We start from the raw sequence: 15,519 nt of genomic DNA on the forward strand, positions 1-15,519 counted from the left end.
CCGGTGACACCCCGGGCCGAACACCGCCTCCTGCTGCTCGCGCGACGCGCCCAGCACATCGCACGGACCGAACTGCCCGCACCCGTGCTCGCCGCCGCCGAAGCGGTCCTGCTCAACGACCTGGCCTGCGCCATGCTCGCCGCCGGTCCCGTCGTCGACAAGGCGACGGCCCTGGTGGGCGACGGGGCACGGCACGATCCGGGCGCGATCGCCTTCCTGGGAGGAGTACGCACCCACGCCCTGGCCCTGGACTCCACGCACTACGCCTCCCAGGCCCATCTGGGCAGCGCCATCCTGCCCGCGCTCCTGGCCACGGCGCGGGAGCGCGGGCTCACGGGGGCCGCGCTCGTCTCGGCGCTCGTCGCCGGGTGGGAGACGGCCGCGCTGGTGGGGGAGGTGTTCGTCTCCGGCGTCCTGGCCAGGGGGCTGCGCGCCTCGTCGGCGTTCGGCGGGATCGGCTCGGCCGCCGCCGTGGCCGTCGCCTCGGGCCTGGACGCCGAAGGCATCGCCCATGCGATCGCCCTGTCGGCCAACCTCTCGGGCGGGCTGAACAGGACCTTCGTCGACGGGTCGGACGACTGGTCGCTCCAGCTCGGCCTGTCGGCGCAGGCGGGAGTCCGGGCCGTCCAGCAGGTACGCGCCGGTTTCCGGGGCGCCGAGGGGATCTTCGCCGAGGACGCCCTGCCCCTGCTGTGGCACAAGCGCGGCAACGGGCCGGACCGGCTCGACCGTGAGCTGGAGCCGGGCGCGGCCGTCACCTGGCGCATCCTCGACACCGTCTACAAGTGGTACTCGGCCTGCAACATCCTTCAGGCCCCGATCGCACTCGCCCTCGGCCTCGGCCCGGACCTGCGGGCCGATCCCGCCGCGATCACCGAGATCCGGTGCTACCTCCATCCGGAGGACCGGGTCTATCCCGGCATTCTCGGCGCCGAGCCACAGTCCCTCTCCGGCGCCCTCATGAGCGCCTCGTACTGCGTCGCGACGACCCTGACGCACGGCGCCTTCCGCCTCGACCTGCTGCACCGCCCCCAGCACGACCTCCGCACGGTACGGCTCGGCGAACGGGTACGCGTCATCGCCGATCCGAGCCTGCCCCCGCTCGCCGCCCGGCTCGAGGTCGTGCTGCCCGGCCGTCCCCCGCTCTCCCGTACGCTCGTGCCGTCCGGGGACACGTTCGCCTTCTCCTGGAGCGGGCTCACCGACATCTGGGCCGGGCGCGTCGAAGCCTCGGGGCATCCCGTCTCCCGGCTCGATACGCTGGCCTCGACCGTGGCCGCGGTGACGACCCTGCACGACGTCGTCCCCCTGATGGCCGCGGCACGCCTCTGACCAAGATCGGGCCCGTCATGCGAAGCAACAACCCCGCCTCCGACAGTCTCGCCGTCGTCGACACGATCGCCGCCGAGCTGCGGGCGGACATCCGCAACGGAGTGCTGCGGCCCGGCGATCCCATCCGCCAGGACGTCATCGCCAAGCGCCACGGAACCAGTCGCATTCCGGTACGTGAGGCGTTGCGGGAGTTGTCCAGCGAGGGCCGGGTGGTCATCCGGCCCAACGCCGGGGCACGGGTGGCGGCGCTCGATCTGGCCGACCTGCAAGAGGTCTATCTGCTGCGCGAGCAGCTCGAACCGTTCGCGGCCGGTCGGGCGGCGTCCCGGCTGGACGACGACGCCGTCGCCGGGATCGCCCGGGTTCTCGATGACCTGTCCGCCACGCAGGCCGTCGAACCTCGTTTTCATGAGCTCGATCTGGAGTTCCATCAGCTCATCTACCAGGCGTGCGGCATGCCGAGGCTGATCCGGATGATCGAGTCGTTGTGGGAGACGAGCCAGCAGTACCGCAACGTCTACTCCTGGCTGCCCGGCGAACAGCGCCTGGAGATCTCCCACCTCGAACACCAGCTGATCCTGGACGCGATCCGCCGTTCGTCCCCCGAAGACGTGTCGGCCCTGGTCGCGCTGCACATCAGGCGGACCCGGCTCACCTTGGAGTCGATGCCGCAACTCCTGGCTCAGCCGGGCGCCTCCACCTGACGGCGGGCGGTCGCCACCCCCACGACGACGGCGAGCGTCGGCACCCCGCGCTCGTTGAGCCTGGCGAACGACGCCGGTGCCTCCCGGCGGCGCGCCAGCGCGAACACCATGCGCGACGAGCTGTAGATCCCGGCATTGAGACAGGACAGCAGCGCGGTGAAGACGACGGCGTCCATGATCTGCGGTGCGAGCGGCACACCCAGGTGATCGAGCACCGCGGCTGCCACCGCTTCGAAGCCCACCATGACCGCCCACATGTACGCATACAGCCAGCCAACGGCCAGCCCGGCCCAGGCGCCGATCTCCCGCGTGGCATACGTCGAGAACGAACCGGAGTCGGGCGCGGACACGGCGAGTTCGGCCAGCATGCGCATGACCAGGACGACCAGGCCGCCCACGGCCAGATAGCCGACGACGACGCCAGGCCCGGCCGTACCGATGGCGCCACCACTGCCGACGAACAGGCCCGCGCCGATGACACCACCGATCGCGATCATGCCCATCTGCCGTTGACCGAGACTCGCCCGCAGGCCGCCACCGGCGTCGGTGTCGGTCTCGGTCTCGAAGGAAGAGGAGGAAGGAAGAGGAAGGCGGGGAACCGGCAGGAGGGGATAAAGGGGAGGATTTCATGATTGCTCTTCTGGGCGCCTCTTGCCATGGAGGTACGGCCGGACGCATAGGTCCTGAGGAGTTGCCCGGGTGATAGGGCACATGTATACATCATGTTCATGAGAAGTCGACAGCCCTCGAAGGATTCCGCATCCGCGCAGGACGTGACCTACAACTGGGTCAAGGAGCACATCGGCGGGATACCCCGTGACGAGGGGACCTTCCTCACCGAAGGGGCGATCGCCGAGGCCGCGGGCACCTCACGCACACCGGCGAGGGAGGCGCTGCTGCGCCTGGAGGCCGAGGGCCTGTTGCAGATCGTGCCGAAGAAGGGCGCTTTCGTGCCGCCGATCTCCGACGCCGACATGCGGGCGGCCATGGAGGCGCGCGAGCTGATCGAGTCCTGGTGCATCCGCCGGGTGAGTCCGGCGAGCCCGGACCTCCTCGCCGTGCTGGAACGCCTCCTGGACACCCAGCGTCAGCTCGTGGACGACCCCGGCGCGTTCATCGACTGCGACCGCGCCTTCCACCGCACGATCGTGCGCCATGCCGGAAATCCCCTGCTCCAGGAGTTCTACGAGTCCCTGCGCGACAAGCAGGTCCGCATGGGCCTTCGAGCCGTCGGCGCCGGCAAGGACCGCGCCGAGCGCGTGCTCGCCGAACACGGCGCCATCGTGGACGCCCTGCGCACCGAGGACCCGCAGAACGCGGCAGACGCCCTGACCGAGCACCTGGCCAGCACCCTGCGCACCCTGAGCAGGGCCGACCTGTCGGGGCCGTGGGAGTGAACACATGCCGCCTGACCGGCCACCGCCGTCCGTGAGGATGTCACGTCCACCCCGGCGCTCAGCCCGGTAGGTCGTCGCGTCCCACGAGGCCGTTCTCGTAGGCGTGGATCACCGCGTGCACGCGGTCGCGCAGGTCCAGCTTCTGCAGGACGGCCCGGACGTGTGACTTCACGGTGTTCTCGCTCAGCACGAGCTGCGTGCGGATCTCGCTGTTGGACCTGCCCCGGGCGAGCAGGCCGAAGATCTCCACCTCGCGCGGGGTGAGGCCGTCCAGCGCCGCCGTCCTTCGCGTCGGCGCCTGCCGTACCAGGTCGAGGAGGGTGGCGGCCACGCCCGGGGCCAGTGCGGCCGTGCCGGATGCGACGTCGCAGACGGCCTGGGCGAGGGCCGCGGGTCTGACGTCCTTGGTCAGGTAGCCGCTCGCACCGGCGCGTACGGCGGCCACGACCAGGTCGTCGTCGTCGAACGTGGTCAGCATGAGCACCCGGGTCGCCGGTGCGATCCTGACGATCTCCGTCGTGGCGGCGACGCCGTCCATGCGGGGCATGCGGATGTCCATCAGGACGACGTCGAGGCGGTGGCGCCTGACGACCTCGACCGCTTCGGCGCCGTTCGCGACGTCGTGGGTGACGTCGATGCGCTCATCGGCCGACAGCACCGTGCGGAGCGAGGCCCGCAACAACTCCTGGTCGTCGACGAGCATGACCCGGATGGCCGTCATGCCTTCTCCTTCGTGGGCAGCCGTGTCCGCAGTGCCCATCCGTCGTCGCCGTCGTCGATCGACAGTGTGCCGCCCGCCGTACGCACCCGTTCCTCGATTCCTAGCAGTCCCGTGCCCTGGCTGCCCGCGTCGCGTCGTGCACTGCCGCCGTCGTCGCGTACCTCGACCAGGAGTTCGGCCGGGGTCCACCGTAGGAGCACGCTCACCTCGACCGGCGGCCGGAGGTGGCGCAGGGCGTTGGTGATGCCCTCCTGCACCGTGCGTACGGCCGCGACCTCGGCGCTCAGGCTCAGCGGTCGGCGCTCGCCCACCTCCGTGAGGCGCACCGCGTGCAACGGGCTCGCCGCCGAGGCCACCAGGTCCGGGATGACGTCGAGCGAGATCGGCACGTGCTCGGGCCGGGCGTCGGCGCGCGGCACGACGGTGGCCAGCATCGCCCGCAGGCCCTGGTGGGCGTCGCGGCCCGCCTCGGCGATGTCGCCCAGCTCGCGCCGGGTCGCCGGGTCCGCCGTCGTCACCGCCGCGGCCTCGATCCGCGCGACCATGACCGTGACCGTGTGGGCGATCACGTCGTGCAGGTCCCGGCGTATCCCGGCCCGCTCGTCCGCGACCGCCGCCGCCAGTCGTGCGCTCTCGGCCCGCTGCCTCGCCTCGTGCCTTCGCCGTACCAGCAGGGCGCCCAGCCACACACCGCCGACCCCCAGCATCAGCACCCCGCCCTCGACCAGGCGCGACCACCCCGGTACGTCAGGGGGTTGCCGCGCCCAGGCCACCAGTTCGGTGAGGACGATCCCGAGCGCGGCGACGCCCAGCGCGAGCACCGAAGCCCTGAGGGAGGCACGGCCGCTCACCGACCACAGTGCGATGAGGAAGCACACCGAGGAGGGCAACAGCGTCGGCGACCATCCCAGGAAAGGGATCGTCACCAGCACGAGCATGCCCAAGGCGCTGAGCGAATACCCCGCCCACGGCCTGCCTCGCGCCGTCACCGCACCCGCGTGCAGCAGCACGGCGGCGCCCGCCGCGGCGAGCACCTGTCCGAGGCCCGCCCCGAGATAGCGCACCCCCACCAGCGTGAGCACGGTCAGCACCGCCATGACCACATGCGCCACCAGCCATGCGACCCGGCGCTGGGTGGTTGTCACGGTCGTCGCCTTCCGACGGGTCGTTCCTGGCCTGACCTGCCACAGGATAGCGCCCATCTATTTGAACGATGGTACAAGTTGTACTATCGTTCAAATTTCTTGAGCGAAGGAGAGCGTTATGTCACAGGTCGTGGTACGGCGTGCGGGGCGGCGGGAGTGGGCGGGGCTGGGGCTGCTGGCGCTGCCGACCGTGCTGCTCGGGCTGGACGTCACCGTGCTGTACCTGGTGCTGCCGAGCATGGCCAGGGCGCTGGACCCGTCGGCGACCCAGACGCTGTGGATCATGGATGCCTACGGGTTCTTCATCGCCGGGTTCCTCATCACGATGGGGACGCTCGGGGACCGGATCGGGCGGCGTCGCCTGCTGGTGGCGGGGACGGCGGTGTTCGCGGTGGTCTCGGTGTTCGCCGCCTTCGCCCCGAACGCCGAACTGCTGATCCTCGCCCGGGCGCTGCTCGGGGTCGCCGGGGCCACGTTGATGCCGTCGACGCTGTCGCTGATTTCGAACATGTTCGCCGACGTCCGTCAGCGCGCGGTCGCGATCGGGATCTGGGCGACGATGTTCGCCCTGGGGATGGCCGCCGGGCCCGTGGTCGGTGGCGCGCTGGTCGGCACGTTCTGGTGGGGGGCGGCGTTCCTGGTCGCCGTGCCCGTCGCGGTCGTCGTCCTGGCCGGTGCGCGTACGCTGCTGCCCGAGTACGCCGATCCGCAGGCCGGCCGCCTCGACCTGGCCAGTGTGGGGCTGTCGCTGGCGGCGATCCTGCCGGTGATCTATGCGATCAAGCACATGGCCGCGTACGGTCCCGACCTCGGCGGCGTGGTGCTCGCCGTACTCGGTGCCGTGGCCGGGGTGGTCTTCGTCCGGCGTCAGCGCGGCCTGGCCTCGCCGCTGCTCGACGTCTCGCTGCTGGCGAACCGGGCGTTCTCCGTGGCGCTGGCCGTGCTGCTGATCGGGCTGGTCGGGGTGGGCGGGACGATGTACCTGGTCACGCAGTACCTTCAGCTGGTCGAAGGGATGACGCCGTTCGCGGCCGGTCTGTGGATGGGGCCGCCTGCTCTGGCGATGTTCGCGGCGGCGATCGGCGCGCCCATCGTCGCCCGGCGGGTACGGCCCGGACTGGTCATGGCGATCATGCTCGGGCTCTCGGTGATCGGCTATGCGCTGCTGGCCGGTGTCGGGGCCGGGGAGGGGGTGAAGGTGGTGGCCGGGTTCGCGTTCGTGTACCTGGGGCTCGGGGCGATCGCCGCCCTCGGCACCGACATGGTCGTCGGGGCGGCTCCGGCGTCGAAGTCCGGATCGGCCGCCGCGCTGTCGGAAACCGTCCAGGAACTCGGCATCGCCGTGGGCGTCGCTGTGCTCGGGAGCCTCACCGCCGTTCTCTACACCTCGCGACTGGTCGTTCCCGATGGTGTGCCGTCCGAGGTCGAGGAACGGGTGACCGACAGCCTCGCCGGCGCGTTGTCGGTCGCCGAGCGGCTGCCCGCCGGGGTGGTGGGGGAGGCGCAGCGTGCGTTCGTGGGCGGGGTGAACGTCGCTTCCGCTGTGGCCGGGGTCGCCATCGTCGCGGCGGCCGTACTGTGCTTGACGGCGTTGCGGCACGTGCGTGCGCTTGGTGAAGGGGAGTGAGGGGGCTCGACTACGCTGGATCGTTCGGGAGGGGTGTATGGACGGTGGTGAGGGCGGGCGCGTCGGTGGGCGTGTGGGCGGTGGTGAGGGTGGGCACGCCGGTGGGCGTGTGGGCGGTGGTGAGGGCGGGCACGTCGATGGGCGTGTGGGCGGCGATGAGAGTGGGCACGTCGATGGGCGTGTGGGCGGCGATGAGGGCGGGCACGTCGGTGGGCGTATGAGCGGTGTCGAGGGCGGGCACATCGGTGGGCGCATGGGCGGTGGTGAGGGCGGGCACGTCGATAGGCGCATGACCGGCGTCGAGAGCGGGCACGTCGATGGGCGCAAGGCTCGGGGCAACAAGCGTCGTGCGGACATCATCGACGCCACCCTCGCCGTCGTCGCGCGCGACGGAGCCTCGGGTGTCACGCATCGCACCGTCGCCAAGCAGGCCGGAATCACCACCAGCCTGAGCACGTACTACTTCGCCACCCTCGACGACCTGCTCGTCGCGGCCCTGTCCAGCGTCGCCGACGCCTACACCCGGCGCATCCGCCAGATCATCGACGCCCCCGGCGACAAGCTCCGCGCCCTGGCCGAACTGATCGCCGAATCCGCCGGCCCCGGCCGTGAACGCGCCCTCGCCGAACGCGAACTGTCCACCCTGGCCGCCCGCCGCCCCGCCCTGGCCCCCGTCGCCCGCCGCTGGCGCCAGGACATCGGCGACCTCGCCGCCACCCTCACCTCCGACCCCACGTCCATCGCCGCCCTCGTCGCCGCCTCCGACGGCCTCTGCACGGCCCTCCTCATCGACAACACACCCGCCGACACCGACCACCTGTGCCGGATCCTGTCCCGCGCCGTCCACGCCCACCACGCGCCGACGGCCTCCTGACCACAGCTCGGTTCGAGACTTGGCCGGTGCGCGCGAGCTGTAGCAATATGGCGCTATGTCGATCACACGAAAGGGCCATGGCGCGTAGACGTCCAGCCCAAATCCGCACCGACCGCCTGCGTCATTCGCCGCGAACTCCGACAAACGCCCCACAAGTCTCAGGCCTGTCCCGCCGCGGCCGCATCGCACTCGCCCGCCTGGAACACGACCGCTACTGGACCGGCGCGACCGCCGAAGCATTACGCGCCTGGTCGTGGTTCTTGCAGGCCCCATGGGTGCATTCTTTCGATCCGGCGCAATCCTGCGGAGTAATGCTCTGCTGCCCCGACCCCGCCGAACTCCGCGCTCTCCTGTACGCCGTGCTCCATGCCTTACCCAACAACGACGCACGCGCCCTCCGAAAGAGAATCGGCGACCTGGAGGGGCATTGGTAGGCGTCTTGACGTCCCCTCGGCCGCCTTTTCCGCATTGCGCGGCGAGCGAGGTTCATTTCGAACGGCGGCATGCAGCTATGTTCGCTTCCAAGGTCCAAGCGCTTTGCGGGGTGTAATGTGACATCTCGTTTGTCGTCGACTGGAACGGAGATGATTCTCGTGTACGAATTCGCTTCAATGGAATGGATCTGGGACGCGAATTCCATCCGCATCAACTTCCCTGACGGTGCCGAGCACATGAGCAGCGGCAGCTTCAAGGAGGTGGTCGCACTCCTCACCGCCCTCGGCGGAGAGGGATGGGACGTGGCCTCCAGCACATCCAGCGGAAACTGGATCTACTGGACACTACGCCGACAGACCGAAACAGCGTGATGTGATGTGATCCGCTGGCTTGGGAGCTAGGAGAAACAGCATGAGTGAGCCCGCCGACAAGTATTCGATCACCATGCTGTGTGACACCGCCGACGCCGCCCGATCGCACAGCGGCCCTCCAGGCTTGTCCCCCTACGCCGCCGCGGTGGCCCGCCTGCTCGAACGTGACAACCTCAACGAACTCATCCAAGCTGCCGAGAACGAGCACGCCCCTGTCACAGACGAGGAGCTCCAGGCGCTGCGCGATCATCTCCATCAAGTTCGACATGCCCAGGCTGATGGTGGTGCGGCCCCGTGACCGGTTCTCTCGGCAGCACCTCATGCTCGACAGCAAGGGACTGACCAATCCCGTCCTGTACGAAGCGGTCATCAGCCGGCTGGCGCTCGCTCGCGCTGATGACCTCCGCGTCATCGCCACGGCTGCGCCCCCCGTCGAGGTAGTCCACCTTTGCGCCGACCGGCCAGTTCCAAGGGTGACGTTGTCCCGCCTGGTCACCGAATCAATCGCCCGCCAAGCCGCCCCCCTTCTGGTCGACGTCGGCCTGCGAGCACAAGTACGCAATGCTCGGCGCCACCTCTCACGCCGCTCCGGGACCCGTTACGGTTCTCACCTCCGACCTGCGGTATGCGCGTCACTGTCATCAAAGTCCGAGTTCAGAGGCGGCCCCGCCGGGCTTGTCCGCGTAGTTGCGGGAGATGGCACATGGCGAGACTCAGATCGACATTGATCCAGCCTGGTGCAGCCATCAATGACGGCCTTCGCGAGCAGGCGCGCTCAGGTGGAGTCGGTGGGAAGCTCGAACCACTGGGTCTCAGTCCATATCCGGTGTCCTCCTGTTCGCTCGCGATGCTCAGCGTCCACTCGGAGGACGGTGACGGTATTTCGGTCGAACAGAGGGGCATGGCGGGTGACGGGGATCGACCTCTGGAGTCAGCTTGAGGATCGCCTGGCCACCACCGCGCTTTGACGTCGAGCTGGCGATGTGGCGATCTGCGAGTAGCCTCCTGCTGGCTCCCACACGCCCTTTGTCAGAAGTAGAGGATTTGCTAAACTCTAGTTGTGGAGGAGTGGGAGATCCGTGTCACCAACGAGTTCATGGGCTGGCTCCGGGAGCTGGACGCCAAGTCCAAAGCGCAGGTCGTTGATGCCATCGACAGGCTGGCTGAAGACGGTCCCGCTTTGGGCCGCCCGCTGGTCGATCGGTTGGAGGGCTCCCAAGTTCACAATCTGAAGGAGCTGCGGCCGGGCTCGGCGGGCCGTTCCGAGATGAGGATCATCTTCGTCTTCGATCCGTGGAGGTCTGCGATCCTCCTGGTCGGCGGCGACAAGTCGGGGGACTGGTCCGGCTGGTATCGGCGAGCCATTCCTCGAGCCGAGGAGTTGTACGTCGAGTATGTGAAAGAGCGAGAGGCCGAGGAGGGGGAGCGATGACGAACTTTCCCAAGTGGAGTGACATACGGGCCGACATCGTCGCGGAGGCTGGCGGCGAGAATGCCGTCGCAGAGGCCCGAAGGCGCAACCAGTCCTACATCGACGGCCACCGCCTCGCCGAACGCCGAACCGCCCTGGGCCTGACTCAGAGCGAAGTAGCCGAGCGCATGGGGGTTACCAAGAGCCGCGTCTCCCAGATCGAGCACGGAGAAATCTCCACCGTCGACGCCATCGCTCGCTACGTCCAAGCCCTCGGGGGCCACCTCCAGATCTCCGCGGTCTTCGGCGACGACCTCTACATTCTGCGCGGCACCGACACTGACGCTGCCTGACGCGGACAGACCGCGCTCTCATCCACAATGCTTGCCCAACGCCGGGCCTTCACCGCAGAGCTACCGCAGGCGCACCCATCAATCGGTCAATGGCGCAGCGAGATCAAGTCTCTGAGTTCAATTTCTCGGCGTCTTCGGCAAAGCGCGGAGCCTGGGGATCTTGCTGAAGCTCTTCTGATCTGCGGTCCGTGCGGCCTCTGTTCCCGATGAACTTGCCGTGAGGGCAGCGACAGAACTGCGTGCAGTTCGCAAAGTGGGTGGCGGCTTTGATCTCCCAGGCCGAGACGCGCAGGTTCTCCCGAACTGCTCGACTATGTCCCGTTCGGGCCGTTCGTGCCTCAAGAACGCCACTGGACTTGAGACGAGGGCCAGAGCGCCGCCCACGAAAGCTGCTGCGGGTTCAGGGCGGGTGTCGCCCAGAGAGGACAGTCGAGCCAAGACTGACAGGAACGACAAGGGCCTGTAAATGGCCCACGAAGATCAGCAGGGCTCCTCAAAGCGGAACAAGCTCACACCCGTTGTGACGAACTCACCCTCGGGGTGGAGGACGAGGACCCTCCGGGCATGGTGAGAGCGGCTGCGAACAACACCTATGGCGTGCACACCGGCGCGTGCATCTTCACCGTCACCCCCGTCTTCACGATGTCGAAGAGTGTGGCGACAGCGGCCGGGAAGCCCATGGATGTAGTCATCGACCATATCGCCGACGCCCTGAAGACACCGGAGAACAAGAACACCTGGCCCTACAACCTGGTGAGCAACGTGCGCCAGGTCAAGTCCATCCCGGGCAACGCCGACGTCCCGGGATCGAAGGTGCTGACCCGTCTCCTGGGCAAGAAGAACGCGGATGACAATCGGAAGAAGTTCAATTGGGAAAGGCAGGTGAACGGCCATCTGGCGAAGGGTGAGTGCGACCTGTACTACTGGGAGCTGAACCCGACCCTGAGGTGGATACAGCACTACACCCAGGCCGGTCTGCAATGCGACGAGTTCCCCTTCGCCAGCACGTACCAGGGGAAAGTCGATAACGACTGCTCCGTCAGACCCATTAATGGCCTGCAGAACAGGAACCATGGATGGACTTGGCTCAGAACCTTCTACTCGAGAAATGGGCTCGCCGACAAGGACCCCTTTTTGGTGAGAACCAGAAGCTGAACCCGACCTCGGCCCTCTGTCGGTCGGCAGAGGGCCGAGGCGGTTCGGCGGCTCGTTCTGACACGGAATAATCGTGCCCGTCCATGAAATGCCAATCTGAGGGAGCGTTATGACCGAGCCCTTATCCGCGGGATGGTCCGGAATCGATGGGCATGGGTGGGCTGACCTCGCGGCGATCGGCGTCAGGCTGGAAGCGGGTGCCGACCCCAATGGGGGCGTCTACGCCTTCGGTGGTTACGAGGGAAGGCCCCTGCACTTCGTGGCCGAGTGGGGGACTCCTGAGACGGTGGTCGAGTTGGCCTGTCGTGTCGATGACGTCGATGCCGAGTTCGACGACCGGACCGCCCTGTGGGCGGCGGTGTTCGCCCGTCGGCTGGACAACGCCCGCGCCCTGGTGGCCGCCGGTGCGGACCCCTGGCGGGCCATGATGGCCGGGTGGTCTCCCGGGCGGCTCGCCCTCGCCGGTCCGGCCCCGGAACTGTTCCCGGTCCCCGCCGGGCACCCCGGCTTGACCCCCGGCGAGGCCGCGACGGCCGCGGAGGCGCACCGGTTGGTCGCCGCGCTGGCCGGCATCGACGACTACATGGGGGTGGCCTGCGTGGCGGATGTCACCACGGCCGAGGCTGTGCGGCGTCTGCAAGCCCTGCCGGTGGACGACACGACCATGGAGCCGATCCTGGAGGATCCTTGGGCCGATCCCGACGCCCGTCTGGGAATCGTGGGAATCACCGGCGTACCCGGAGGATGCGTCGTCACCCAACCCTGGGGGTACGTCCCCTCCACGCCTGAAGTGACCTTGCCGTTGTCGGAGGGAACGGTCTGCTACAGCCTGTTCGCCAATCCCAAGAGCGGCGACCAAGGACTCGTCAGCCGCGATGGAGCGATCGAGGACTCCGACACCCTTCCCGGCGGCGGCGACGCGGGCGGACATCTGACGGCCGACGAGATTCTGGCCGAATACCTCTACCAGGGCGAGGCCGTGGCATACATGTGCGCCAAGGCAGGGCTGCGACTGCTCGACGCCCGCGCCATCATCGGCCCGCCGGATCTGTGGGTGCGCCTGCCGGAGCGAGACCGCTGAAGCCGGATGATCAGGCCCGAGGTTCGAGGCCCACGGACGAACCGGGTTGTTGGCGATCCAGGTGATCACAGGCTGGCGGTCCACGACATCATCACCGGGAGCCTCACCCGCCAGAACGCACCGCCGTGTGACCTGACCGCTCCGTCGTGTCAACATCCGCATCGCGCAGCGAGACCGTCCACTGGGCCGCGTTCTCCAGAAAGGGCGACTCCAGCGTCCCAGCGACGAGGTGCAGGCGCGAACCGTACGGGTGCCTGTGCCAAGAAACGCAGGGTAGTTGACGCGTGGCGGCTGGGGCATCGCCGACTCTGCCGCCTCCACTCTGGGGCGGCTCATCACAATGCGCCGACCATGTTCGGCGAAGCGAATGTCGGGTCCATGCGGTGGCGATCGAGGTGGAGACCGGTCGTTCCGGGGCTGCGATCGAGCGGACGAAGAAGGTCTCGGCGGCCGAGATTCCTTCGTCGAACCGGTGGGCGCAGCACCTGTTCGATGTGGCTCGTGGGTACGTGTGGCGGCGGGAGCGCGGGAACGCGCTGGAGGCTCTGTGGCTGCTGAAACGGCAGTCGACCGATCGCTGGGTTTGTGGGCTGTGCACGCGACACGCGAGTGCCTGCCCGTCATTGCGGCGAAGTGTGACCGCCGATCTTCTCTCCCGCCTTGCCCCACGCGTACCTGGCGAGCCCTGAGCAGCCGGAACCACGCGTGCCAGCTCCACGACCGATACCGAAGCTCGGGCTGTTCAGCCCGCCTGCGGGCGACGTCTACCAGCTTGCGCTGGGGTGAGGTCAGTGCCTTGCGCCGGATGGATGTCGACCTCGACGGAGGCAATCGCAGGGCTCAAGGACCTGATGGCCCGGATGGGACACGACAACGTCCGGGCCGCAATGATCTATCAGCACGCCGTACGCGGGGCAGGCAAGACGATCACCGACGCCATCGACAGACAGCTTGAAGGCCGGAGCAGGGACGACGAGGATGGGTCGGCGGAGGCGCCGGTGCCTGCAGGGTAATGGCCCGCCAATGGCCCGAGAAGATCAACAGCCCCATAAACGACCAAGACCCAGGCGGGGAGTCCATCCCTGACCTAGGCCTAACTAGTGAGAGCGGGTGACGGGAATCGAACCCGCGCCGTCAGCTTGGGAAGCTGAAGTTCTGCCATTGAACCACACCCGCGTGGCATGGGCCGCGTGCCTACTGTAGCGGATGGATGGGGGTTCGTATGCCTTGATCTTTCGGGTGGGTTGGCGTGGGGGTGTTGGGGGTGGGGCGTTGGTAGGTTGCTCTGCGTGTTGCTTTCTGATCGGGATATTCGGGCTGAGATCGATGCTGGGCGGGTCAGGATTGATCCGTTCGACAAGGGGATGGTTCAGCCGTCCAGTGTGGATGTACGGCTGGATCGGTACTTTCGGGTGTTCGAGAACCACCGGTATCCGCACATTGATCCGGCCGTCGAGCAGGTTGATCTGACGCGGCTGGTCGAGCCCGAGGGGGACGAGCCGTTCATCCTGCATCCGGGGGAGTTCGTGCTGGCCAGTACGTTCGAGGTGATTTCGCTGCCGGATGATCTGGCGTCCAGGCTTGAGGGGAAGTCGAGTCTGGGGCGGCTGGGGCTGCTGACGCATTCGACGGCTGGGTTCATCGATCCTGGGTTCAGTGGGCATGTGACGTTGGAGTTGTCGAACGTCGCGACCCTGCCGATCAAGTTGTGGCCGGGGATGAAGATCGGGCAGTTGTGTATGTTCCGGCTGTCGTCGCCTGCGGAGTTCCCCTACGGGAGCGAGCGGTACGGATCGCGGTATCAGGGCCAGCGGGGGCCGACGCCTTCGCGGTCCTTCCAGAACTTCCACCGGACGGCCATCTGACGGCGGCGAGCCGATCGCGCCCGGCGGGGGAGCGTACGGAACTGCGCGAGGCCGGGGACCAGGAGGGCCAGCAGGGGGAGTACGGCCGTCATGGCGCTGGCGATGAGCACGGGCGACGGGGTGAACGTCTCGACGAGCACTCCGGTCGTGACGAGACCGATGGGCGTCAGGCCGAGGATGGCCGCCCATTCGAGTGAGGCGACCCTGGCCTGGCGGTCGGGTGGTACCTCGGCCAGCATGCCGATGATCCATTCGATGGCGGCGATCTCCAGGCCGAGCCCCGCCAGCAGGAAGCACGCGAACACCGGCCAGGGGGACGACGGGTTCAGCAGGGCCAGCGGTACCAGGCCGTAGGGCAGCAGGCCGAGCATGGTGACGACGCCTGGACGGCGCGGCGTGTGACGCATGGCGATGAAGGCCCCGGCCAGACCGCCCAGGGACAGCGCCGCCAGGGACATGCCGTAGACGACGTCGCCCTCCTTGGGGAGAAGCGCGCCCCAGGTGAACGCCGAGACCGTCGGGAGCAGTACTTGCGACGGGGCCACGATGAGGGTCTGGTGCAGGGCTATGACGATTATCACCACGGCCATCCAGCGGCGACGGCTCACTTCTCTGACGCCTTGGCGGATTTCGGTGAGGATCGGCTGTCGGGTGGGGGGTGACGGGCGGGGCCGGGAGGGGGAGGGATGGGTGGGAGGGGTAGCAGCAGGAGGAGAGGCGGGGGGAGGGAGGGAAGAAGCGGGAGATTCGGTACTTCTGTGCAATGTGGGGGGCTCGGAGGCCTTGATTGCGCTGGGAATCTCGGTGTCGCTGGGAATCTCGGTGTCTTGGGCAGGACTGTGATCCGCGGCTGACCTGGCGTTCCGTGGAAGCCCGGTTTCCTCGGTGGGACCAGGCCTACCGGGAGCCTCGGAATCTCGCGCGGGCTTGACTGTCCTGCGAGGTCCAACAGCATCAGGAGGCTCCGGCGATCCCACGAGAAATGGCTCACCAGAACGAGCCTCCGCCACGGACGCGGCGGAGGGTACGGGTGCGCCTTCCGTGGCCG

18 protein-coding genes and 1 tRNA gene are annotated in these 15,519 nt (G+C 68.1%); 13 read left to right on the plus strand and 6 right to left on the minus strand.

The window, feature by feature from the left end:
* Positions 1–3 precede the first annotated feature (3 nt).
* Positions 4–1,332, plus strand: coding sequence for an MmgE/PrpD family protein (locus ACTWNK_RS06000; protein ID WP_474302536.1), 1,329 nt, complete (start codon positions 4–6; stop codon positions 1,330–1,332).
* A 17-nt stretch (positions 1,333–1,349) separates the two neighbouring features.
* The gene (locus tag ACTWNK_RS06005; RefSeq protein WP_474302538.1) at positions 1,350–2,036 is read left to right on the plus strand and encodes a GntR family transcriptional regulator; all 687 of its coding nucleotides are present in this window, start codon (positions 1,350–1,352) and stop codon (positions 2,034–2,036) included.
* Here the strand turns inward: ACTWNK_RS06005 and ACTWNK_RS06010 are convergent.
* Positions 2,015–2,533, minus strand: a complete 519-nt coding sequence (locus tag ACTWNK_RS06010) for an amino acid permease (protein WP_474302540.1) — start codon at positions 2,531–2,533, stop codon at positions 2,015–2,017. The two genes, ACTWNK_RS06005 and ACTWNK_RS06010, sit on opposite strands and share 22 nt — an antisense overlap.
* A gap of 231 nt (positions 2,534–2,764) precedes the next feature.
* Here ACTWNK_RS06010 and ACTWNK_RS06015 point away from each other — a divergent pair, with 231 nt between their 5' ends.
* Positions 2,765–3,433 (plus strand): GntR family transcriptional regulator, encoded by a 669-nt coding sequence (locus tag ACTWNK_RS06015; protein WP_474302542.1) that lies wholly within the window; start codon positions 2,765–2,767, stop codon positions 3,431–3,433.
* 58 nt (positions 3,434–3,491) lie between these two features.
* Here the strand turns inward: ACTWNK_RS06015 and ACTWNK_RS06020 are convergent, their stop codons facing one another.
* Complete coding sequence (locus ACTWNK_RS06020; protein WP_474302543.1) at positions 3,492–4,154, minus strand: response regulator; 663 nt, start codon at positions 4,152–4,154, stop codon at positions 3,492–3,494.
* Positions 4,151–5,299, minus strand: a complete 1,149-nt coding sequence (locus ACTWNK_RS06025) for a sensor histidine kinase (RefSeq protein WP_474302545.1) — start codon at positions 5,297–5,299, stop codon at positions 4,151–4,153. Before ACTWNK_RS06025 ends, ACTWNK_RS06020 begins: the two co-directional genes overlap by 4 nt.
* A 118-nt stretch (positions 5,300–5,417) precedes the next feature.
* Between ACTWNK_RS06025 and ACTWNK_RS06030 the strand changes: the two genes are divergently transcribed.
* Entirely contained in the window at positions 5,418–6,926 is a 1,509-nt protein-coding gene (locus ACTWNK_RS06030) for an MFS transporter (protein ID WP_474302547.1), read from the plus strand.
* A 10-nt stretch (positions 6,927–6,936) separates the two neighbouring features.
* Here the strand turns inward: ACTWNK_RS06030 and ACTWNK_RS06035 are convergent, their stop codons facing one another.
* Positions 6,937–7,203, minus strand: a complete 267-nt coding sequence (locus ACTWNK_RS06035; RefSeq protein ID WP_474302549.1) for a hypothetical protein — start codon at positions 7,201–7,203, stop codon at positions 6,937–6,939.
* Between the two features lie 12 nt (positions 7,204–7,215).
* On the opposite strand from ACTWNK_RS06035, the gene ACTWNK_RS06040 reads away from it, so the two are divergent.
* From ACTWNK_RS06040 to ACTWNK_RS06075, 8 genes are all read left to right on the plus strand, one after another.
* Positions 7,216–7,800, plus strand: a complete 585-nt coding sequence (locus ACTWNK_RS06040) for a TetR/AcrR family transcriptional regulator (RefSeq protein WP_474302552.1) — start codon at positions 7,216–7,218, stop codon at positions 7,798–7,800.
* A 584-nt stretch (positions 7,801–8,384) separates the two neighbouring features.
* A complete protein-coding gene (locus ACTWNK_RS06045) occupies positions 8,385–8,606 on the plus strand; it encodes a hypothetical protein (protein ID WP_474302554.1) in 222 nt (73 codons plus the stop codon).
* A 40-nt stretch (positions 8,607–8,646) separates the two neighbouring features.
* Entirely contained in the window at positions 8,647–8,904 is a 258-nt protein-coding gene (locus ACTWNK_RS06050) for a CopG family transcriptional regulator (protein WP_474302556.1), read from the plus strand.
* A gap of 762 nt (positions 8,905–9,666) precedes the next feature.
* Positions 9,667–10,038: a type II toxin-antitoxin system RelE/ParE family toxin gene (locus ACTWNK_RS06055; RefSeq protein ID WP_474302558.1), complete on the plus strand. Its 372-nt coding sequence runs from the start codon at positions 9,667–9,669 to the stop codon at positions 10,036–10,038.
* The gene (locus tag ACTWNK_RS06060; protein WP_474302560.1) at positions 10,035–10,370 is read left to right on the plus strand and encodes a helix-turn-helix domain-containing protein; all 336 of its coding nucleotides are present in this window, start codon (positions 10,035–10,037) and stop codon (positions 10,368–10,370) included. Before ACTWNK_RS06055 ends, ACTWNK_RS06060 begins: the two co-directional genes overlap by 4 nt.
* Before the next feature lie 564 nt (positions 10,371–10,934).
* Complete coding sequence (locus tag ACTWNK_RS06065) at positions 10,935–11,525, plus strand: NucA/NucB deoxyribonuclease domain-containing protein (protein WP_474302562.1); 591 nt, start codon at positions 10,935–10,937, stop codon at positions 11,523–11,525.
* 109 nt (positions 11,526–11,634) lie between these two features.
* Positions 11,635–12,606: an ankyrin repeat domain-containing protein gene (locus ACTWNK_RS06070; RefSeq protein ID WP_474302563.1), complete on the plus strand. Its 972-nt coding sequence runs from the start codon at positions 11,635–11,637 to the stop codon at positions 12,604–12,606.
* Between the two features lie 383 nt (positions 12,607–12,989).
* Entirely contained in the window at positions 12,990–13,295 is a 306-nt protein-coding gene (locus ACTWNK_RS06075; RefSeq protein ID WP_474302565.1) for a hypothetical protein, read from the plus strand.
* A gap of 416 nt (positions 13,296–13,711) precedes the next feature.
* On the opposite strand, the gene ACTWNK_RS06080 is transcribed toward ACTWNK_RS06075, so the two are convergent.
* Positions 13,712–13,782 (minus strand) — tRNA-Gly (locus ACTWNK_RS06080).
* A gap of 113 nt (positions 13,783–13,895) precedes the next feature.
* Here ACTWNK_RS06080 and dcd point away from each other — a divergent pair.
* Complete coding sequence (gene dcd / locus ACTWNK_RS06085) at positions 13,896–14,471, plus strand: dCTP deaminase (protein ID WP_474302567.1); 576 nt, start codon at positions 13,896–13,898, stop codon at positions 14,469–14,471.
* Here dcd and ACTWNK_RS06090 read toward each other — a convergent pair.
* The gene (locus ACTWNK_RS06090) at positions 14,408–15,079 is read right to left on the minus strand and encodes an MFS transporter (protein WP_474311151.1); all 672 of its coding nucleotides are present in this window, start codon (positions 15,077–15,079) and stop codon (positions 14,408–14,410) included. The two genes, dcd and ACTWNK_RS06090, sit on opposite strands and share 64 nt — an antisense overlap.
* Positions 15,080–15,519 lie beyond the last annotated feature (440 nt).

It is taken from the genome of Nonomuraea sp. IBHARD001 (genome assembly GCF_056106265.1).

Coding starts and splice junctions, on each gene's coding strand:
- ACTWNK_RS06030 (WP_474302547.1), top strand. CDS start 5,418: ATGTCACAGGTCGTGGTACGGCGTGCGGGGCGGCGGGAGTGGGCGGGG.
- ACTWNK_RS06005 (WP_474302538.1), top strand. CDS start 1,350: ATGCGAAGCAACAACCCCGCCTCCGACAGTCTCGCCGTCGTCGACACG.
- ACTWNK_RS06020 (WP_474302543.1), bottom strand. CDS start 4,154: ATGACGGCCATCCGGGTCATGCTCGTCGACGACCAGGAGTTGTTGCGG.
- ACTWNK_RS06065 (WP_474302562.1), top strand. CDS start 10,935: ATGGTGAGAGCGGCTGCGAACAACACCTATGGCGTGCACACCGGCGCG.
- ACTWNK_RS06060 (WP_474302560.1), top strand. CDS start 10,035: ATGACGAACTTTCCCAAGTGGAGTGACATACGGGCCGACATCGTCGCG.
- ACTWNK_RS06015 (WP_474302542.1), top strand. CDS start 2,765: ATGAGAAGTCGACAGCCCTCGAAGGATTCCGCATCCGCGCAGGACGTG.
- ACTWNK_RS06050 (WP_474302556.1), top strand. CDS start 8,647: ATGAGTGAGCCCGCCGACAAGTATTCGATCACCATGCTGTGTGACACC.
- ACTWNK_RS06040 (WP_474302552.1), top strand. CDS start 7,216: ATGACCGGCGTCGAGAGCGGGCACGTCGATGGGCGCAAGGCTCGGGGC.
- ACTWNK_RS06010 (WP_474302540.1), bottom strand. CDS start 2,533: ATGATCGCGATCGGTGGTGTCATCGGCGCGGGCCTGTTCGTCGGCAGT.
- ACTWNK_RS06070 (WP_474302563.1), top strand. CDS start 11,635: ATGACCGAGCCCTTATCCGCGGGATGGTCCGGAATCGATGGGCATGGG.
- ACTWNK_RS06045 (WP_474302554.1), top strand. CDS start 8,385: ATGATTCTCGTGTACGAATTCGCTTCAATGGAATGGATCTGGGACGCG.